This window comes from Curtobacterium sp. VKM Ac-1376 (genome assembly GCF_015351025.1).
In the GTDB taxonomy this organism is placed as follows: domain Bacteria; phylum Actinomycetota; class Actinomycetes; order Actinomycetales; family Microbacteriaceae; genus Curtobacterium.
In genome coordinates this window covers 40,203-55,471 of sequence record NZ_JADKRV010000013.1, presented here as the reverse complement: position 1 = coordinate 55,471, position 15,269 = coordinate 40,203, and the positions used below count along the sequence as shown (strand labels likewise).

The 15,269-nt window shown below is 70.0% G+C and carries 16 protein-coding genes; 10 read left to right on the top strand and 6 right to left on the bottom strand.

Annotated elements, in window-relative coordinates; genetic code table 11:
- Nucleotides 1–70: 70 nt before the first annotated feature.
- Nucleotides 71–1,021 (bottom strand): AraC family transcriptional regulator, encoded by a 951-nt coding sequence (locus ITJ56_RS14220; RefSeq protein ID WP_228517911.1) that lies wholly within the window; start codon nt 1,019–1,021, stop codon nt 71–73.
- 117 nt (nt 1,022–1,138) lie between these two features.
- Between ITJ56_RS14220 and ITJ56_RS14215 the strand changes: the two genes are divergently transcribed.
- The 3 genes from ITJ56_RS14215 (at nt 1,139) to ITJ56_RS14205 (ending at nt 3,015) form a co-directional block, all read left to right on the top strand.
- Entirely contained in the window at nt 1,139–1,501 is a 363-nt protein-coding gene (locus tag ITJ56_RS14215; RefSeq protein WP_194631258.1) for a hypothetical protein, read from the top strand.
- A gap of 65 nt (nt 1,502–1,566) precedes the next feature.
- The gene (locus ITJ56_RS14210; RefSeq protein ID WP_194631257.1) at nt 1,567–2,400 is read left to right on the top strand and encodes an SDR family oxidoreductase; all 834 of its coding nucleotides are present in this window, start codon (nt 1,567–1,569) and stop codon (nt 2,398–2,400) included.
- A gap of 117 nt (nt 2,401–2,517) precedes the next feature.
- Nucleotides 2,518–3,015 (top strand): hypothetical protein, encoded by a 498-nt coding sequence (locus ITJ56_RS14205; protein WP_194631256.1) that lies wholly within the window; start codon nt 2,518–2,520, stop codon nt 3,013–3,015.
- 64 nt (nt 3,016–3,079) lie between these two features.
- Here the strand turns inward: ITJ56_RS14205 and ITJ56_RS14200 are convergent, their stop codons facing one another.
- Both ITJ56_RS14200 and ITJ56_RS14195 read right to left on the bottom strand, forming a co-directional pair.
- Nucleotides 3,080–3,409 carry a hypothetical protein gene (locus ITJ56_RS14200; protein ID WP_194631255.1) on the bottom strand — a complete coding sequence of 110 codons (330 nt, stop codon included), beginning with the start codon at nt 3,407–3,409 and terminating at the stop codon, nt 3,080–3,082.
- A gap of 337 nt (nt 3,410–3,746) precedes the next feature.
- The gene (locus ITJ56_RS14195; protein ID WP_194631254.1) at nt 3,747–4,415 is read right to left on the bottom strand and encodes an ArsR family transcriptional regulator; all 669 of its coding nucleotides are present in this window, start codon (nt 4,413–4,415) and stop codon (nt 3,747–3,749) included.
- A 48-nt stretch (nt 4,416–4,463) separates the two neighbouring features.
- Between ITJ56_RS14195 and chrA the strand changes: the two genes are divergently transcribed.
- The gene (gene chrA, locus ITJ56_RS14190; RefSeq protein ID WP_323749824.1) at nt 4,464–5,675 is read left to right on the top strand and encodes a chromate efflux transporter; all 1,212 of its coding nucleotides are present in this window, start codon (nt 4,464–4,466) and stop codon (nt 5,673–5,675) included.
- A gap of 13 nt (nt 5,676–5,688) precedes the next feature.
- Nucleotides 5,689–6,084 carry an arsenate reductase ArsC gene (locus tag ITJ56_RS14185; RefSeq protein ID WP_194631253.1) on the top strand — a complete coding sequence of 132 codons (396 nt, stop codon included), beginning with the start codon at nt 5,689–5,691 and terminating at the stop codon, nt 6,082–6,084.
- A gap of 54 nt (nt 6,085–6,138) precedes the next feature.
- Here the strand turns inward: ITJ56_RS14185 and ITJ56_RS14180 are convergent, their stop codons facing one another.
- The gene (locus ITJ56_RS14180) at nt 6,139–6,462 is read right to left on the bottom strand and encodes a hypothetical protein (RefSeq protein WP_194631252.1); all 324 of its coding nucleotides are present in this window, start codon (nt 6,460–6,462) and stop codon (nt 6,139–6,141) included.
- On the opposite strand from ITJ56_RS14180, the gene ITJ56_RS14175 reads away from it, so the two are divergent.
- The gene (locus ITJ56_RS14175) at nt 6,452–7,270 is read left to right on the top strand and encodes an alpha/beta hydrolase-fold protein (protein WP_194631251.1); all 819 of its coding nucleotides are present in this window, start codon (nt 6,452–6,454) and stop codon (nt 7,268–7,270) included. The two genes, ITJ56_RS14180 and ITJ56_RS14175, sit on opposite strands and share 11 nt — an antisense overlap.
- 114 nt (nt 7,271–7,384) lie before the next feature.
- Here the strand turns inward: ITJ56_RS14175 and ITJ56_RS14170 are convergent, their stop codons facing one another.
- A complete protein-coding gene (locus ITJ56_RS14170) occupies nt 7,385–8,854 on the bottom strand; it encodes an MFS transporter (RefSeq protein WP_228517888.1) in 1,470 nt (489 codons plus the stop codon).
- Nucleotides 8,855–9,128: 274 nt separating this feature from the next.
- Here ITJ56_RS14170 and ITJ56_RS14165 point away from each other — a divergent pair, with 274 nt between their 5' ends.
- A complete protein-coding gene (locus tag ITJ56_RS14165; RefSeq protein WP_194631250.1) occupies nt 9,129–10,358 on the top strand; it encodes a DUF3500 domain-containing protein in 1,230 nt (409 codons plus the stop codon).
- A gap of 128 nt (nt 10,359–10,486) precedes the next feature.
- On the opposite strand, the gene ITJ56_RS14160 is transcribed toward ITJ56_RS14165, so the two are convergent.
- Nucleotides 10,487–11,317: a helix-turn-helix transcriptional regulator gene (locus ITJ56_RS14160; protein WP_194631249.1), complete on the bottom strand. Its 831-nt coding sequence runs from the start codon at nt 11,315–11,317 to the stop codon at nt 10,487–10,489.
- Between the two features lie 146 nt (nt 11,318–11,463).
- On the opposite strand from ITJ56_RS14160, the gene ITJ56_RS14155 reads away from it, so the two are divergent.
- From ITJ56_RS14155 to ITJ56_RS14145, 3 genes are all read left to right on the top strand, one after another.
- A complete protein-coding gene (locus ITJ56_RS14155) occupies nt 11,464–12,204 on the top strand; it encodes an SDR family oxidoreductase (protein WP_194631248.1) in 741 nt (246 codons plus the stop codon).
- Between the two features lie 29 nt (nt 12,205–12,233).
- On the top strand, nt 12,234–13,013 hold the full coding sequence (locus ITJ56_RS14150; protein ID WP_194631247.1) for an SDR family NAD(P)-dependent oxidoreductase: 780 nt from the start codon (nt 12,234–12,236) through the stop codon (nt 13,011–13,013).
- Between the two features lie 265 nt (nt 13,014–13,278).
- A complete protein-coding gene (locus ITJ56_RS14145) occupies nt 13,279–15,180 on the top strand; it encodes an ABC transporter ATP-binding protein (protein ID WP_194631246.1) in 1,902 nt (633 codons plus the stop codon).
- The last annotated feature ends 89 nt before the right edge of the window (nt 15,181–15,269 follow it).

Below are 15,269 nucleotides of genomic sequence, written 5' to 3'. Positions count from 1 at the left end.
TAGGACGGCGCCGGGGTGTCGGGCGGCTGGGCGACGGGCGGTTGCGGGATTCTTGCGGGGCCACGCGGTGCTAGACGCGGGAGTCCTCGCGCGCGGTCGATGCGGTCTGCCGGGGCAGCTCACCGAACTCCTGACGGTAGCTGCCGGCGAACCGGCCCAGGTGTGCGAAGCCCGTCGCGCGCGCGATCTCCGCCACGCTCCGTCCGTCACCGGCCTCGAGCTGCTCGCGGGCGAGCAGGAGCCGGATCCGCCGCAGGTACATCGTCGGGGTGATCCCGTGGTGCCGCTGGAACGCCGCCTGCACCCCGCGGACACTGAGTCCCGCGGCCTCGGCGACATCCTCGACGGTGATCTGCTCGGTCGCGTGGTCGAGCAGGAAGGCCTCGGCACGGGCGAACCGCGCTGTCGCGGCCACCACCGGGGGCTCGTGCTGCCCCACCGGCCAGTGCGGGATCGCGGTGAGCAGGCCGCCCGCCGCGAACCGTGCAAGCTCGCGCTCGCGCTCCACCGGTACCTCGTCGGGACCGCGCAGGACCTCTTCCGCGACGGAACGGACCATGAGCCACCAGGCAGCCAACGTCGGACCCTCGGGCACGTGCCGCGGGCGGAACTCCAGCGGTCCCGGCGCCCAGTCGCCGCGTTCGGCCGCGACCTGCTCGACGATCGCGCGGTCGATGCGCAGGACGTCCTTGGTGCAGTCGATCCACCGGAAGCGCTGCGGGCCCTGCCGGAAGAGGACGGGTCGACCGATCTTCAGCGGGTTGTCGTCGAGGTGGCCCGACCCGGACTTCATCCAGAGGATCATCATCGCGCTGCCGGGCTCCATCACCCCGGTCACCACAGCGGTGGACCGCGTCGACTCGAGCGCGAGCAGATCAGACCCGCGCACCCGTTCCTCGAACACGAACTCGGACCCCGTCGGTTCCACCGAGAGCCCGTGGGTGATGTGCGTCCGTGCCATCGCCTCGGCCGCGACGGACGGCTCGTGGGTCTGGGTCTCCCGCTGGACGCGGTGGATCATCTCGGGCACGTGTTGATCCTCCCGGCATGTCGACCTCCGCGCAATGCGCGACGCGCCGCGTTTTCTGTACGGCGACCAGCAAGCGGCCTGTTGGCTGTGTCCTTGGAGGCCGGACACATGAAGCACATCCAGTACGATCGCTCCACGATCCTGACGAGTGACGACGTCGCCGACGCGGTCATCGAGTACGCGGCGGCGCTCGCGGGCGGCAACCGGGCTGACACCGTCGCGGTCCCCGCGGTCGCAGCGGACGGGACGATGACGACCACGAAGGTGCTCATCGGGCCATCGAGTCAGCTCGTGGTCGAGGACGCCGAGGAGGACGAGCTCGAGCGCGAGGACGTCGAGTTCGTGGCGCGGCTGCGCGCCTCCGCGCTGACCTTCGAGCACGACGACGCGATCCACGCTGACACCCGCTCGGACCTGACGAGCGGGGCGGCGGACGACGGGCCAGCAGATCCCCAGCGCCCGCATGTCTGAACCGGCGTTCAGTGGCGGTCGCCGACCATCGGGGCGGTCAAGGGAAACCGACCACAGGGAGTGACATGACGGACCAGCAGCAGCCCCCGGGCAGTGAACAGGAACTGACCCCGAAGGCCGACCACGGCGAGGAGTCCTACCGCGGCTCCGGCAAGATGACCGACAAGCGCGCTGTCATCACCGGCGGCGACAGCGGTATCGGCAAGGCCGTCGCGATCGCCTTCGCCCGTGAGGGCGCGGACGTCCTGATCAGCTACCTCCCCGAGGAAGAGGACGACGCGCAGGACACGAAGCGGTGGATCGAGGAGTCCGGGCGCAAGGCCGTGCTGTTCCCGGGTGACGTCAGCGACCCCGCCTACTGCCGGTCGGTCATCGACCAAGCCGTCTCCGAACTCGGTGGGCTCGACGTCCTCGTCAACAACGCCGCCTACCAGATGACCCACGAGACGATCGAGGAGATCAGCGACGAGGAGTGGGACCACACGCTCGCGACGAACCTCAGCGCGTACTTCCACCTCGTCAAGGCGGCCCTGCCGCACCTCGGCCCCGGGTCGTCCATCATCGGCTCGAGTTCGGTGAACTCCGACAACCCGAAGCCGAACCTCGCGCCGTACGACGTCACCAAAGCCGGTGTCGCCAACCTGTCGGCCGCGCTCGCGCAGCTGCTGGGCGACCGGGGCATCCGCGTCAACAGCGTCGCGCCGGGGCCGATCTGGACGCCGCTCATCCCCTCGACCATGCCGCCGGAGGAAGTCGAGCAGTTCGGCAAGCAGTCCCCGCTCGGCCGTCCCGGCCAGCCGGCTGAGCTCGCGCCGGTGTACGTCCTGCTCGCCAGCGACGACGGCAGCTACGTCTCGGGTGCGCGCGTCGCCGTCACGGGCGGTACCCCGATCCTGTAGCGGGGCAAGCAGACGGACGGGAGGCCCGGGGCACGACGTGCGCCGGGCCTCCCGTCCGTCGCCGGGGCGCGCTCCTCCTGAATCGCCACTCACCACGGAACGCCTACGTTCGGCGGCATGTCCACGCGAGCGAAGACCGTCACGGCGCTGTTCGGCGCCGCCACCCTTGCCCTCCTGCTCACCGCCTGCGACCCGGGTGGAGCGCAGAACATCAACCCGGTCGGCAAGGTGCCCGGCTCCGAGGAGAAGTCGCAGTCGACGCAGTGCGACGTGGCTTCGAGCGCCGCGGTCGACATGATCGACGAGGCGGTCGGACCGCACGACACCGCCGAGTTCGCGAACGTCCAGAAGGGCGACGGCGGCTGGTACCTCGGCGCAACGATCGTGCCGGACGACAGCAACGACCCGAACGACGACGAGGTCACCGTCTGGGCGACCACCGCAGACCCGAAAGCGGACGACTTCGACGGCCCGCTGTACGCGGTCAACGAGCCCGCGAAGGACGCCATCGCCGACGAGTCGACGCCTGTGTCGGATGCGCCGTCCTCGTTCAGCGCCGACTCCGACACCGCCCAGCGCGTCGAGAGCTGCGTCGTCGAGGCGTCGGACCGCTAGGCACCGCCCTGGTTGCGCCCGGCGCTGCCCTGGTTGCGCCCTGCGGTGCGGTGCAGGCGGGCGATCAGCCCTTCGGCTGGTCGTCCACCTGCACGTCGACGTGGTACGCGTCGCCGCCGTCGGTGCTGATCGAGGCGACCGAGTCGTAGACGACGTCGTACCCGGCGGTGTTCACGTCGCAGTGCACGTCGGCGCCGTCCTCGATCGCGATGTCGTCCTCGCCGCAGTCGACCTCCGGGGTGGCGTCGGAGATCTTCTCGAGCGCTGTGACGACCACCCGCTCGAACGCCTCGGGCGTGACCGTTCGCGTCGTCGAGGCGGATGCCGTGCAACCGCTCAGCGTCACCGCCAGTGCGATCGTCGCGATGATGGCGCTGATGGCGCGTTGGTGCATGGTGTCCCCCGTGGTCTGTGTCGGTACGCGTGTCCTCGGGTGCGAGAGCAGGCCGACCCGTCGAAGGGTAGTCGGTGAGGTGCGAGGACGTCTGCCACGAGTTCGGGTCAGGAGCAGACGTCCTCGCGCTACGACGCCGTCGGGTTCGACGCTGTGGTCATGACGAGGCCAGCCCGGTAACGGGGGGTCGGGCACCCGCGGATAGGGTTCCGCGGGGTAGCTTCCGGCGACTGTACGTCGGTGTCGGCCCCGGTGCACCCAGGATGTGCAGGATGCGTGAAGAACGCCCCGATGAGGAGGGGGGATCTCATCGGGGCGTCCAGCTCGTGGGGCCGCGTCAGGCGGCGAGGCGCTCGGCGAGCGCCGTGGCGCGGGACCGGAGTTCCGCGTAGGTGTCCTCGTACGCCTCGGGGGTACCGAGGCGCGAGGGGTTCGGTAGCGACCAGTGCAGGGCGTCGCCGTCGTCGATGGCCTCGTGGGCGCGGTCGCAGACGGTGACGACGAGGTCGCCGTCGGCGACGAGTCCACGGAAGGACCGCGGGACGTGGTGGCCGAGGTCGAGCCCGTGCCGGGCGGCGACGGCGAGGGCGCCGGGTGCGATCGCCTTCGCGGGACGCGTCCCGCCGGACTCCGAGCGGACGTCGCTGACCTCTGCCCAGACACCCGCTGCCAGCGGCGACCGCGAGGAGTTGCCGGTGCACACGAACAGCACGCGGGACACGGGGCGCTGCGGAGCGGCCGACCCGTGGGGTGCGGCGGACGGCTCGAGGTGCAGGTAGCTGCGCCGTCCGTCGCCGTCGGACCGCCGTCGTGCGACGAGCCCGGCCTGTTCGAGGACGCGGAGGTGGTGGGCGAGCAGCGGGGCGGCGACTCCGAGCGCTGCGCGGAGCTCGCTCGGGCTGGCATCGGAGGCGGCGAGCAGGTCGACGATCGCGAGCCGCGCGACGTCGCCGAGCGCGGCGTGCTGGGCGGCACGTTGCTCGAGGTCCTGCTCCCGGACGTTCATTGATTCAATGTTGACTGAACCATCTGCCACCGTCAAGATGAGCGGGTGGTGACGAGCAGCGAGGCCCCTCCGGCTGCTCGCTCGTCCGTCGTGTCGGTGTTCGTCGTGTTCCTGCGGCTCGGGCTGACCTCGTTCGGCGGCCCGGTGGCGCACCTCGGGTACTTCCGCGAGGCGTTCGTGGTCCGGCGCCGGTGGCTGGACGAGGACGCGTACGCCGACCTGGTGGCGCTCTGCCAGTTCCTGCCCGGGCCGGCGTCCAGCCAGGTCGGGATGGCGCTCGGGCTGCAGCGTGCCGGGCTGCTCGGGCTGGTCGCCGCGTGGTGCGGCTTCACGCTGCCGTCCGCGGTGCTCCTCGTGGCGTTCGCCCTGCTGGTCAGCGGGTCACCCGACGTCGCCCGTGCCGGGTGGCTGCTCGGCCTGCAGGCAGCGGCCGCCGCGGTCGTTGCGCAGGCGGTGCTCGGGATGGCTCGGTCGCTGACACCGGACCGCCGTCGCGCGACGATCGCCGGAGCCGCCGCGGTCGTGGTGCTCCTGGTCCCCGGGCCGGCGGCGCAGGTCGGTGCCATCGCGGGGTGCGGGGTGATCGGCGCGGTGTGGCTCCGCGGCGTGGTGCGCTCGACGGCTGACCACGGCAACTCGGGGATGGTCGTGCGCATCCCTCGCTGGGTCGCGGTCCCTGCGCTCGGCGCGTTCGCGGTCCTCCTCGTGGTCGCTCCCGTCGCAGCCGCGGGCACCGGCGCCGTCCGCCTGTTCGGCGTCTTCGCCCAGGCCGGGTCCCTGGTGTTCGGCGGCGGACACGTCGTGCTGCCGCTCCTCGAGTCGCAGACCGTCGGTACCCACCTGGCCGGGCAGGCCGACTTCCTCGCCGGGTACGGCGCCGCGCAGGCGGTGCCCGGTCCGCTGTTCACCTTCGCCGCCTACCTCGGTGCCGTCAGCGAGACCAGCCCCACGGGCCTCGTCGGTGCCGCCGTGGCGCTGGTCGGGATCTTCCTGCCCGCGGCGCTCCTCGTCGTCGGCGCGCTGCCCTTCTGGCACAGGCTGCGCGGCCTGCCGTGGGCTCGGAGGGTGCTGGCCGGTGTGAACGCGGGCGTGGTCGGACTCCTCGCCGCGGCACTCTGGGATCCCGTCCTCACCGAGGGCGTCCGATCCGTCACCGCACTCGCCCTCGCCGTCGCGGCGTTCGTCGCCCTCGTCCACTGGTCCGCACCCCCGTGGGCCGTCGTCATCGGGGCCGGCCTGCTCGGCGCCGTCCTCCTCTGATCGGAATCCCGCCATGCCCACAGTCCTGTTCGTCTGCGTCCACAACGCCGGCAGATCCCAGATGGCCGCCGGGTACCTCCAGCGCCTGGCCGGGGACCGCGTCGACGTCCGCAGCGCCGGCTCCGAACCGGCCGACCAGCTCAACCCGGTGGTCGTCGAGGCCATGCTCGAGGATGGGATCGACATCCGGAGCGAGCAGCCCGCCCTGCTCAGCACCGATGCCGTTCGCGCTGCGGACGTCGTCATCACCATGGGCTGCGGGGACGCGTGCCCGGTGTTCCCCGGCAAGCGCTACGAGGACTGGGACCTCACCGACCCGGCAGGGCTCGACCTCGACGCCGTCCGACCGATCCGCGACGACGTGCGGGCGCGGGTGCAGGAACTGATCGCCGGGCTCTCGATCACCTGAGCGGTGACGACGTGATGACCCCGGCAGCGGCGAACGGGCCCGGTGAGCAGGCGGTCATCGGGAGCTCTTAGACGCGTCACAGCCGTGCGCGGGGCTCCGACCAGGAGGCCTCCACAGCATGGCTCCCATGAAGACGAACATCAGCAAGCGCGGCACAGCCGCTGCGATCACAGCCGTCCTGATGCCCGCCGGCCTCACCGCCTGCAGCACCAGCGAGTCCAGCGCCTCTGCCGGAAGCGGTTCGTCGAGCGCCGCGAGTTCGGTGACGCCGAGTGCCACCTCCAGCGCGACCCCCAGCGATTCCTCGACGTCCTCGTCCAGCACGGCGAGTTCGACGAGCCCCTCGCTGGAGACCCTCGTCGCCGAGGTGACCGACAAGTTCGAGCAGGAGACCTACTCGGACTCGGAGACCGGCGGATCACTGCCGTACAACATCTTCCTGCCGGACGACTACGACTCGTCGAAGACCTACCCGGTGGTCCTCTACATCGCCGACTCCAGCCTCGTCGGCCAGGACGTGACGGCACCGCTCTCGCAGTACGGCGCACTCATCTGGGCCAGTGACGAGCAGCAGGCGGTCCAGGAGAGCATCGTGGTCGTCCCCGAGTACCCCGAGGTCATCCTGGACGACCACGGCAGCTACACCACGACCGACTCCGTCGAGATGACGGCTCGTCTGCTCGCCTCCATCGAGGACGAGTACAGCGTCGACACCGACCGGGTCTACGGCACCGGGCAGTCCATGGGAGCGATGACGGTGATGTACCTGGCGGCGGAGCACCCCGACCTCTTCGCCGCGGAGATGATCGTCTCCGGGCAGTGGGACCCGAGCACGCTCGACGGACTCGCGGACGAGAACTTCGTGTACTTCGCCGCCGGTGGTGACGAGAACGCTTCCGGGGGGCAGACCGACGTGCAGGCGATCCTGAAGGACGCGGACGTCGGGTACGGCACGGCGAGCGTCGACGCGACCTGGTCCTCCGAGGAGATCGAGTCGACGGTGAGCGATCTCCTCGCCTCTGGTGACAGCGCGAACTTCGCCACCTTCACGACCGGGTCGGTCCTCGAGGTCAGCGGCGCCAGCTCCTCGTCCAGCATGGGCGGAAGCAGTGAGCACATGGCTTCCTTCCAGCCCGCCTACCAGATCGCCGCGGCGAGGGACTGGCTCCTGACGCAGACCGCTTGACGTCGGGCCACGCGCCGATGCGCCCACCTCGGGCGACGGCGCGTGTCCGACACCCTCGACGACCAGGACGGAACCGCGGTCGTGGGATCGACGACCGCGATTCCCGCACCCGGTTCAGCGGGCGTTCGGGTCCTTGCCGGGGATGACGACGGCGATGACGCTCACGACGGCCGACACGAGGATCAGCACCAGGTTCACCACCAGCGCCGAGTGGAGGGCAGCAGCGGGGGCTGCGCCCGAACCGATGTCGCTGATGTACACCGCGCCGAGGATCGCCGGGCCGAGGGCACCGCCCGTCTGACGGAGCGCGGTGTTGGCGGCTGAGGCCATGCTCGCCTGGCTCCACGGCGCCGAGTTGATCGCCACGAGCGACACGCTCGTCAGCATCAGCGACAGCGAGACGCCGAAGACCGCCAAGCGCCAGGCGAACTGCCCCAGGGAGGTGTCGTCCTCGACCCCGGTCAACAGCAGGACGGCTCCTGCGTTGAGGATCAGACCCGCGGTCAGGAGGAGGATCGGCTTCACCTTCGCCAACAGCATGCCGACGATCGGACTGACGACCGTCGCGACTCCCGAGACGAACAGGAGGCGGACACCGATGCCGAGGGCGTCGAGGTGCTGGACGGCGCCGAGGAAGAGGCTCAGCAGGAACATGGTGCCCACCACGGAGAACAACGCGACGAGCGCGGCGAGTCCCGCTGCGCTGAACGAGACGGACCGGAAGAGTCCGAGGTCCATGATCGGAGCCGTCGAGCGCGATTCGACGACGACGAACGCGATGAGGGAGATGCCGCCGATGACGAGCCCGACGACGGCGGCCAGGGAACCCCAGCCCTGGGCCCCACCCTCGATGACGCCGTAGATCGAGGCCGCGATGGCGATCGTGGCCGTGATCTGCCCCGGCCAGTCGAGGTGCCGCCCAGCGGGGCTCTTCGATTCGGGGAGCTTGACGTGGGCGAAGAGACCGGCTGCGGCGGCGAGGACCCCGGAGGGGACGAAGATCCAGCCCCAACCGGCGAACGACAGGATCGCGCCGGAGAAGAGCGGCCCGACGGCGAGGCCGACCACGATGCCGGTTGCCCAGAAGCCGATGTACTTGCCGCGCTCGACCGGGTTGGGCACAGCGACGGCGATGAGCGCGAGCGTGGTGGGGAGCAGGAGTCCCGCGCCGAGGCCCGCGACAGCCTGTGCACCCCAGAGCACGAAGACGGCACTGTCGCCCAGCAGACTGGCGAAGCCCGCGATGATCGCTCCGAGGACGGTCAAGACCATCCCGATGGAGAACACCCGGCGGCGACCGTGCAGGTCGCCGAACACCCCCGCGGACAGGACCGCTGCAGCCATGGGGATGATGTACCCGTCGGACACCCACTGGAGCTGAGAGGGGGATGCGCCGGTGGCCCGAGCAATGGTGTCGAGTGACACGCTGACGCCGGTGATCGGGACGTAGGTGACGAACACCCCGAGGACGGCGAGGGCGATGGTGATGCCGACCTGGCCCCCGGGAGCCGGTGTCTGTCGAGCGGGGAGGGACGACGACGTCTCGGCCTTCGGCACGGTGATGTCGGACGTGGGGGTACTCATGGTTCTCCTTCGTGGACGCTGCTCGTCTCTCTCGCACGGCGCGTAGGCGCGGAGCCGCTGAGGATGCGGGAGAAGGCGAACCGAAGGACGATGAGGTGGCAGATCGAGCTGCACGAGTTCGTTCACCCTCGCGTGAACGAACTCCCTTGGTTCTGTCGCCACGAACTTACCCCATCGGCGGAGGCCAACAGATCCGACGGGACGATGCGGCGTTCTTCCGACGGTGCAAGCGGCCTCATCGGCGCTTCACGGGAACGGCACCCAGAGTCCAGCCATGAGCGATCACACAGACATCCCCACCACACGCTTCCGGCGACCGCGGATCCTGATCGGGACCAGCCTGCTTCTGATCAGTGGACTCGTCCTGGCAGGCTGCACGTCCGGCTCGACCACGTCCTCCGGCTCGACCTCCGCCACCGCGGCCCCCGAGGCGACCATCTCGTCATCAGCCGAGGCCGCGACGACGTCGGACTCCTCGACCACCGCCGAGACCATCTCGGCGACAGCATCAGCCGCGGAGGCGTTCCTCGACACCCTGTCCGACGAGCAGCGAGAATCCGTGCTGTACGACTACGACGACGAGACGAAGACGACCTCGTGGTCGAACTTCCCCGTCACGTTCGTCGAGCGCGCCGGACTGAACCTCACCGACCTGACCGAGGAGCAGCAGACCGCCGCGATGGCGGTGCTGGAAGCACTCCTCAGCGATGACGCGTACGAGACCGCGACGAGCATCATCGGCGGCGACGAGTACCTCGCCGAGAACAGCAACAGCACCGAGAGCTCCCTCGGCCAGTACTACATCGCCTTCTTCGGCGACCCGTCCGACACCAGCGCCTTCGAGGTGCAGTTCGGCGGCCACCACCTGGGCATCAACGCCACCCTCGACGGCACCGAGGACGCCATCACCTTCGCCCCCACTCACCTCGGCGTGCAACCCGCCGTGTACACGGACGCCGACGGCGACGAGGTCCAGCCGTTCGACGGCATCTACACCGACGCGTTCGCGTTCTACGACTCCCTGACCGCGGAGCAGCAGGAGACGTTGACCGCCGGTGACGTGTCGATGTGCGCGCCCGGCGACACCTGCGACTTCACCACCGGCGACGGCCTCACCGGCGCAGACCTCACCGACGAGCAGCGCGAGCTCCTGCTCGACCTCATCGCGAACTGGTCCGGCATGGCCGACGAGGAGAGCGCGGCCACCACCCGCGCCGAGATCGAGGCCACCCTCGACGACACCGTCATCGCCTGGTCCGGCGAGACCACCTACGACATGAGCACCGGCAACGGGATCAACTTCTCCATCTCCGGGGCGAACGTGTACGTCGCCTTCGAGGCGCAGCAGGGTTCCGCCGGTGCTGACGTCGACGGCGTCAGCACCTCCGGCTGGGGGCACGTCCACACCATCTACCGCGACCCGTCCAACGACTACGCGAACAGCGTCGAGCAGCAGGAAGCCTCGGGCGGCATGGGTGGCGGCGGCGGTCCGGACGGCGCCTGACGCCCGGAACGCACCACAGGACGGACGGGAGGCACGGTGCAGCCGGTACCGCGCCTCCCGTCCGTCCGTTCGTCCGTCCATCCTGCGCGCGATCGAACGATGCGCGCGTGACCGGCGCCGCTGCAGCCTCAGGGCTGCAGCGGCGGCGTCGCCAGGGACTGCAGCATGCGGAGCTTCTCAGCTGTCGGACCGCCCTCGTCGGCGTAGTAGACGACGAGGATCAGGTCCTCGACCTGCAGCTTCTCCCGATGGAGCTCCAACGGACCGACGACGGGGTGCTGCACGTGGACCGGGCCACCACTGAAGCTCTTCACGCCCTGCCGTGCCCACTCTTCACGGAACCGAGCGCTCGCGAGCGAGAGCTCGCCGACGAGTTCGATGGCGCGGGCGTCGTCGACGTCGTCCGCTGTCGAGTGCCGGAAGAGTGCGATGAAGGCACGCACCGACTGTTCCCACTGCTGGTGGAACTCGCGTTCCTCCGGGTCGAGCAGCAGCGACCGCAGACGGTTGTTGCCCGGTCTGAGGCGCGGTGAGAAGGCTATGGCAGCAGCGTTCGCGGCGAGGACGTCGAAGTACCGTCCTTCGATGAACGCCGGTGCGTCGATGGACCCGAGCAAGTGGTGCAGTCGCGCCGGGACGTGTTCCTCGCGCGGTCGCCGCGGAGCACGCGGACGCGGGCCTCCGAGTGTCATCAGGTACGCGGTCTCGACCTCGTCCAGCTGCAGCACCCGTGCGAGCGCCTCGAGGACCTGCATCGATGGATTGCTGTCGCGGCCCCGCTCGAGTCGCAGGTAGTAGTCCGCACTGATCCCGGCGAGCAGGGCGACTTCCTCGCGCCGGAGTCCCGGGACCCGCCGATTGGTCCCTGCGGTGAGGCCGACGCGATCAGGAGTGAGGGTTCCGCGGCGGGCGCGGAGGTACTCGCCCAGCCTGTTCGCTCCGTCGTCGTCGTCGTTCACGAGTGTCACGGTAGTTCTGATCTCCGTGCTGAGGGAGGCCCTGCGACTCCCCGGACCAGTGGGGACCTTCCTCGGTGGGACAGCTGCGCCGACGATGAGGGCAGGTCGCACGAACGGCGACGGACACACCAACGGAAGAAGACGTGATGAACATCACCGATCGAACAGTCCTCATCGTCGGCGGTACCTCGGGCATCGGTCTCGGTCTCGCTCGACGCTTCGCTGGCGCCGGCAGCACCGTCATCGTGGGCGGACGGACCGTGGACCGTGTCACGGACGTCGAGACCGTCCGGATCGACGTCACGGATCCCGACTCCGTGCTCCGCGCCCGGGACGAGGTCCTCGAGCGCCACCCCGAGCTCGACGTCGTCGTCACGATGTCCGGCGTCATGATCCCCGAGGACCTGCGCGACCCCGAGCACTTCACGGCCGCCGAGACGACGATCTCCGTGAACCTCACCGGCACCATCCGCGTCATCGATGCCTTCACCCCGCATCTCGTCGCACGACGCGACGGGGACATCGTGACCGTGACCTCCGGGATCGCGCACCTGCCGTTCCCGGTCATGCCGACGTACGGCGCCTCGAAGGCCGGGGTGCACGCGTACACCGAGTCACTCCGTCCGCAGCTGGCGGGGGTCGGCGTCCGCGTCACGGAGCTCGTTCCCCCCGCCGTCGCCACCGAGGCACAGGGTGGGATGAACCCCGCCGCGCTGCCGCTGGACGACTACCTCGACGAAGTGATGCAGCTCATCAGCGGTCCGGACACCCCGAACGAGATCATCGTCGAAGCCGCCCAGCGTCTCCGCTGGGCCGAGCGGGACGGAACGTACGACGAACTGCTCGCGCAGCGGTCGCAGGCCCTCACGATGCTTCCGGGGCACTGATCGCGGTGCATCGAGCGAGGAGGAACACCATGAGCGGGCTGGCTGTCGTCACCGGAGCGTCGTCCGGAATCGGGCGGGAGTACGCACGTCGTCTGGCGGCGCAGGGCACGGATCTCGTCGCGGTCGGTCGACGTCAGGAGCGTCTCGACGAACTCGCCACCGAGTTCCCGCACGTTCGCGTCCGGACCGTCGTCGCAGACCTCTCGACGCAGCAGGGCATCCAGGACGTGATCACCGCGGTGGGCGACCAGCCGGTGACACTGCTGGTCAACAACGCCGGCGTCGCCCACTACGGCGCGTTCATCGAACTGCCCCAGGAGCAGGCGGCTGAACTCGTCGGCGTGAAGGTGCTCGCACCCACCCTCCTCACCCGTGCGCTCGCACCGGGGATGGTGGAGCGCGGCACCGGACAGATCGTCAACGTCGCCGGCATGATCGCGTTCAGCGGCCCCGCAACCTCTGAGCAAGTCGGCCTGCGCCGTGCCGTGTACGCCTCGACGCTCGCGTACTCACTGGCGCTCTCGCAGACGCTGCACGCCGAACTCTCCCCCAGCGGGGTCGACGTGCAGGTGCTGCTCCCCGGTGTCGTCGCGACCGAGTTCCACGAGCGACAGGGCATGGACCTCAGTGCTGTCCCGCGCATGAGCGCCGCCGACGTCGTCACCGCGAGCCTCCGCGGCATCGAACTCGGCGAGAGCGTCACCGCTCCCGGCGTCGAGCAGGGCGAGCTGCTCCAGAACGTCTTCTCCGCCGACCTCATCGCGTTCAGCGCACAGTCGCCCGAGTTGGCGAGCCGCTACCGGGCCTGATCTCGGCGCTCCTGACGGGGACGCGTTGCTTGCCTGGCGCAGCGCGACCCGGGGCGCCGAGCGGTCGGCGGCGCCACGGGATGGCAGCGGAACCGACGCTGAACAGCCCACCGGGCGACACCGCGGCAGCCGCGTACTGACACTGCCCGCACGGTGCGTGCCGGTCGAGCCGTATCCTGACTCCCTGCTCGCCGCCGCTGGGGAGGAGCCCGAGTTCGGGCAACCCGACGTCTCAGTCGGGCTGCTGCCCACGAAAGGAACTGCAATGAGCATGGAAGGCGCGGCCTGGAGCTCGCTGTACAAGATCTCGACCGCCAGGGACGGCAAGCACGGCATCTCCCGCGAGTCCATGCGGCGGATCATGACGTTCGCCGTGCCCTACCGGTCCAAGCTGGTGGTCTTCATCGCCCTCTCCGTCGTGGGCGCGTTCCTCGCGGTCGCGACACCGGTGCTCGCCGGCCGGGTGGTCGACGTCATCGTCGCCCGGGGCGCGGTCGCCACGATCATCTGGCTCGCCGTCGTCATCGCCCTCGTTGCCGTGGCCGATGCCGCCGTGTCACTCGTGACGCGCTGGTACTCGGCGCGCATCGGCGAAGGCGTCATCCTGGACCTCCGGACCGCCGTCTTCAACCACGTGCAGAAGATGCCGATCGCGTTCTTCACCCGCACGCGGACGGGCGCCCTCGTGAGCCGCCTCAACAACGATGTGATCGGTGCCCAGCAGGCCTTCAGCGGCACGCTGTCCGGCGTGGTCACGAACCTCGTGGCGCTGATCCTCACGCTCACCGTCATGCTCAGCACGTCCTGGCTCGTGACGGTGCTCGCGGTGATCATGCTCCCCGTCTTCCTCGTCCCCGCACGCCGCATGGGCAGTCGCCTCGCCGCACTCCGCCGTGAGGCTGCTGACCACAACTCGGGCATGAGCACGCAGATGACCGAGCGCTTCTCGGCGCCCGGCGCCACCCTCGTCAAGCTGTTCGGCCGGCCCGACGAGGAGGCCGAGGAGTTCCGCGTCCGCGCCGCCCGTGTCCGCGACATCGGGGTCAGGACCGCGATGCTGCAGTTCGTCTTCGTCACCGCACTGACGCTCGTCGCCGCGCTGGCCCTGGCACTCGTGTACGGGCTCGGAGGGGTGCTCGCGCTCGGCGGCCAGCTGAACACCGGTGACGTCGTCACCCTCGCCCTGCTCCTCACCCGTCTCTACGTGCCCCTGACGAGCCTGGCGAACGCGCGCGTCGAGATCATGAGCGCCGTGGTCAGCTTCGAGCGCGTGTTCGAGGTGCTGGACCTCGAACCGCTCATCCAGGAGAAGCCCGACGCCGTCGCCGTCCCCGAAGGCCCGGTGGCTGTCGAGTTCGACGACGTCCGCTTCGCGTACCCGTCTGCGGACAAGGTGTCCCTCGCTTCCCTCGAGGAGGTCTCCACGCTGGACACCCGGGGCGGCGAGGAGGTGCTGCACGGCGTGTCCTTCAGGATCGAGCCGGGGCAGACCGTTGCCCTCGTCGGTACATCCGGTGCCGGCAAGTCCACGATCGCGCAGCTCCTCTCGCGCCTGTACGACGTCGACAGCGGCGCCGTTCGCCTGGCAGGCACGGACGTCCGCGACGTCACGTTCGGCTCCATGCGCCACGCCATGGGCATGGTGACGCAGGATGGCCACCTGTTCCACGAGACCATCCGCTCCAATCTGCGCCTCGCGAGGCCCGAAGCGTCCGACGACGAGGTGTGGGACGCCGTCCGCCGTGCGCGGCTCGAGCCGCTCATCCGGTCGCTGCCGGACCAGCTGGACACCATGGTGGGCGAGCGCGGCTACCGGCTGTCCGGGGGTGAGCGCCAACGGATGACCATCGCGAGGCTCCTGCTCGCCCAGCCGCGCGTCGTCATCCTCGACGAGGCGACGGCGGCCCTTGACTCCACGTCGGAGGCCGCCGTGCAGGCGGCGCTCAGCGAGGCGCTCGAGGGACGGACGGCGATGGTGATCGCACACCGCCTCTCCACCATCCGCAGTGCGGACCTGATCCTCGTGGTCGAGGACGGATCGATCGTGGAGCGCGGCACGCACGAGGAGCTGCTGGCCGTGGGTGGGCGGTACGAAGAGTTGCACCGGACCCAGTTCGCGGTGCAGAAGGACCTTGCGCCGGATGAAGAAGCGCTGAGCGAGATCTAGTCCTCCGCCCTGCGGCACCGGGGTTCGATCACGACGACTCCCTCGAGCTCACGACTGCGAACGACCCCGAGTTCGCGCGGACGATGGCC

Bases quoted from the DNA above. Each gene is read 5' to 3' on its own strand.
- ITJ56_RS14220 (WP_228517911.1), bottom strand. From the start codon at position 1,021: ATGATCCACCGCGTCCAGCGGGAGACCCAGACCCACGAGCCGTCCGTC.
- ITJ56_RS14215 (WP_194631258.1), top strand. From the start codon at position 1,139: ATGAAGCACATCCAGTACGATCGCTCCACGATCCTGACGAGTGACGAC.
- ITJ56_RS14210 (WP_194631257.1), top strand. From the start codon at position 1,567: ATGACGGACCAGCAGCAGCCCCCGGGCAGTGAACAGGAACTGACCCCG.
- ITJ56_RS14205 (WP_194631256.1), top strand. From the start codon at position 2,518: ATGTCCACGCGAGCGAAGACCGTCACGGCGCTGTTCGGCGCCGCCACC.
- ITJ56_RS14200 (WP_194631255.1), bottom strand. From the start codon at position 3,409: ATGCACCAACGCGCCATCAGCGCCATCATCGCGACGATCGCACTGGCG.
- ITJ56_RS14195 (WP_194631254.1), bottom strand. From the start codon at position 4,415: ATGAACGTCCGGGAGCAGGACCTCGAGCAACGTGCCGCCCAGCACGCC.
- ITJ56_RS14185 (WP_194631253.1), top strand. From the start codon at position 5,689: ATGCCCACAGTCCTGTTCGTCTGCGTCCACAACGCCGGCAGATCCCAG.
- ITJ56_RS14170 (WP_228517888.1), bottom strand. From the start codon at position 8,854: ATGAGTACCCCCACGTCCGACATCACCGTGCCGAAGGCCGAGACGTCG.
- ITJ56_RS14165 (WP_194631250.1), top strand. From the start codon at position 9,129: ATGAGCGATCACACAGACATCCCCACCACACGCTTCCGGCGACCGCGG.
- ITJ56_RS14155 (WP_194631248.1), top strand. From the start codon at position 11,464: ATGAACATCACCGATCGAACAGTCCTCATCGTCGGCGGTACCTCGGGC.
- ITJ56_RS14150 (WP_194631247.1), top strand. From the start codon at position 12,234: ATGAGCGGGCTGGCTGTCGTCACCGGAGCGTCGTCCGGAATCGGGCGG.
- ITJ56_RS14145 (WP_194631246.1), top strand. From the start codon at position 13,279: ATGAGCATGGAAGGCGCGGCCTGGAGCTCGCTGTACAAGATCTCGACC.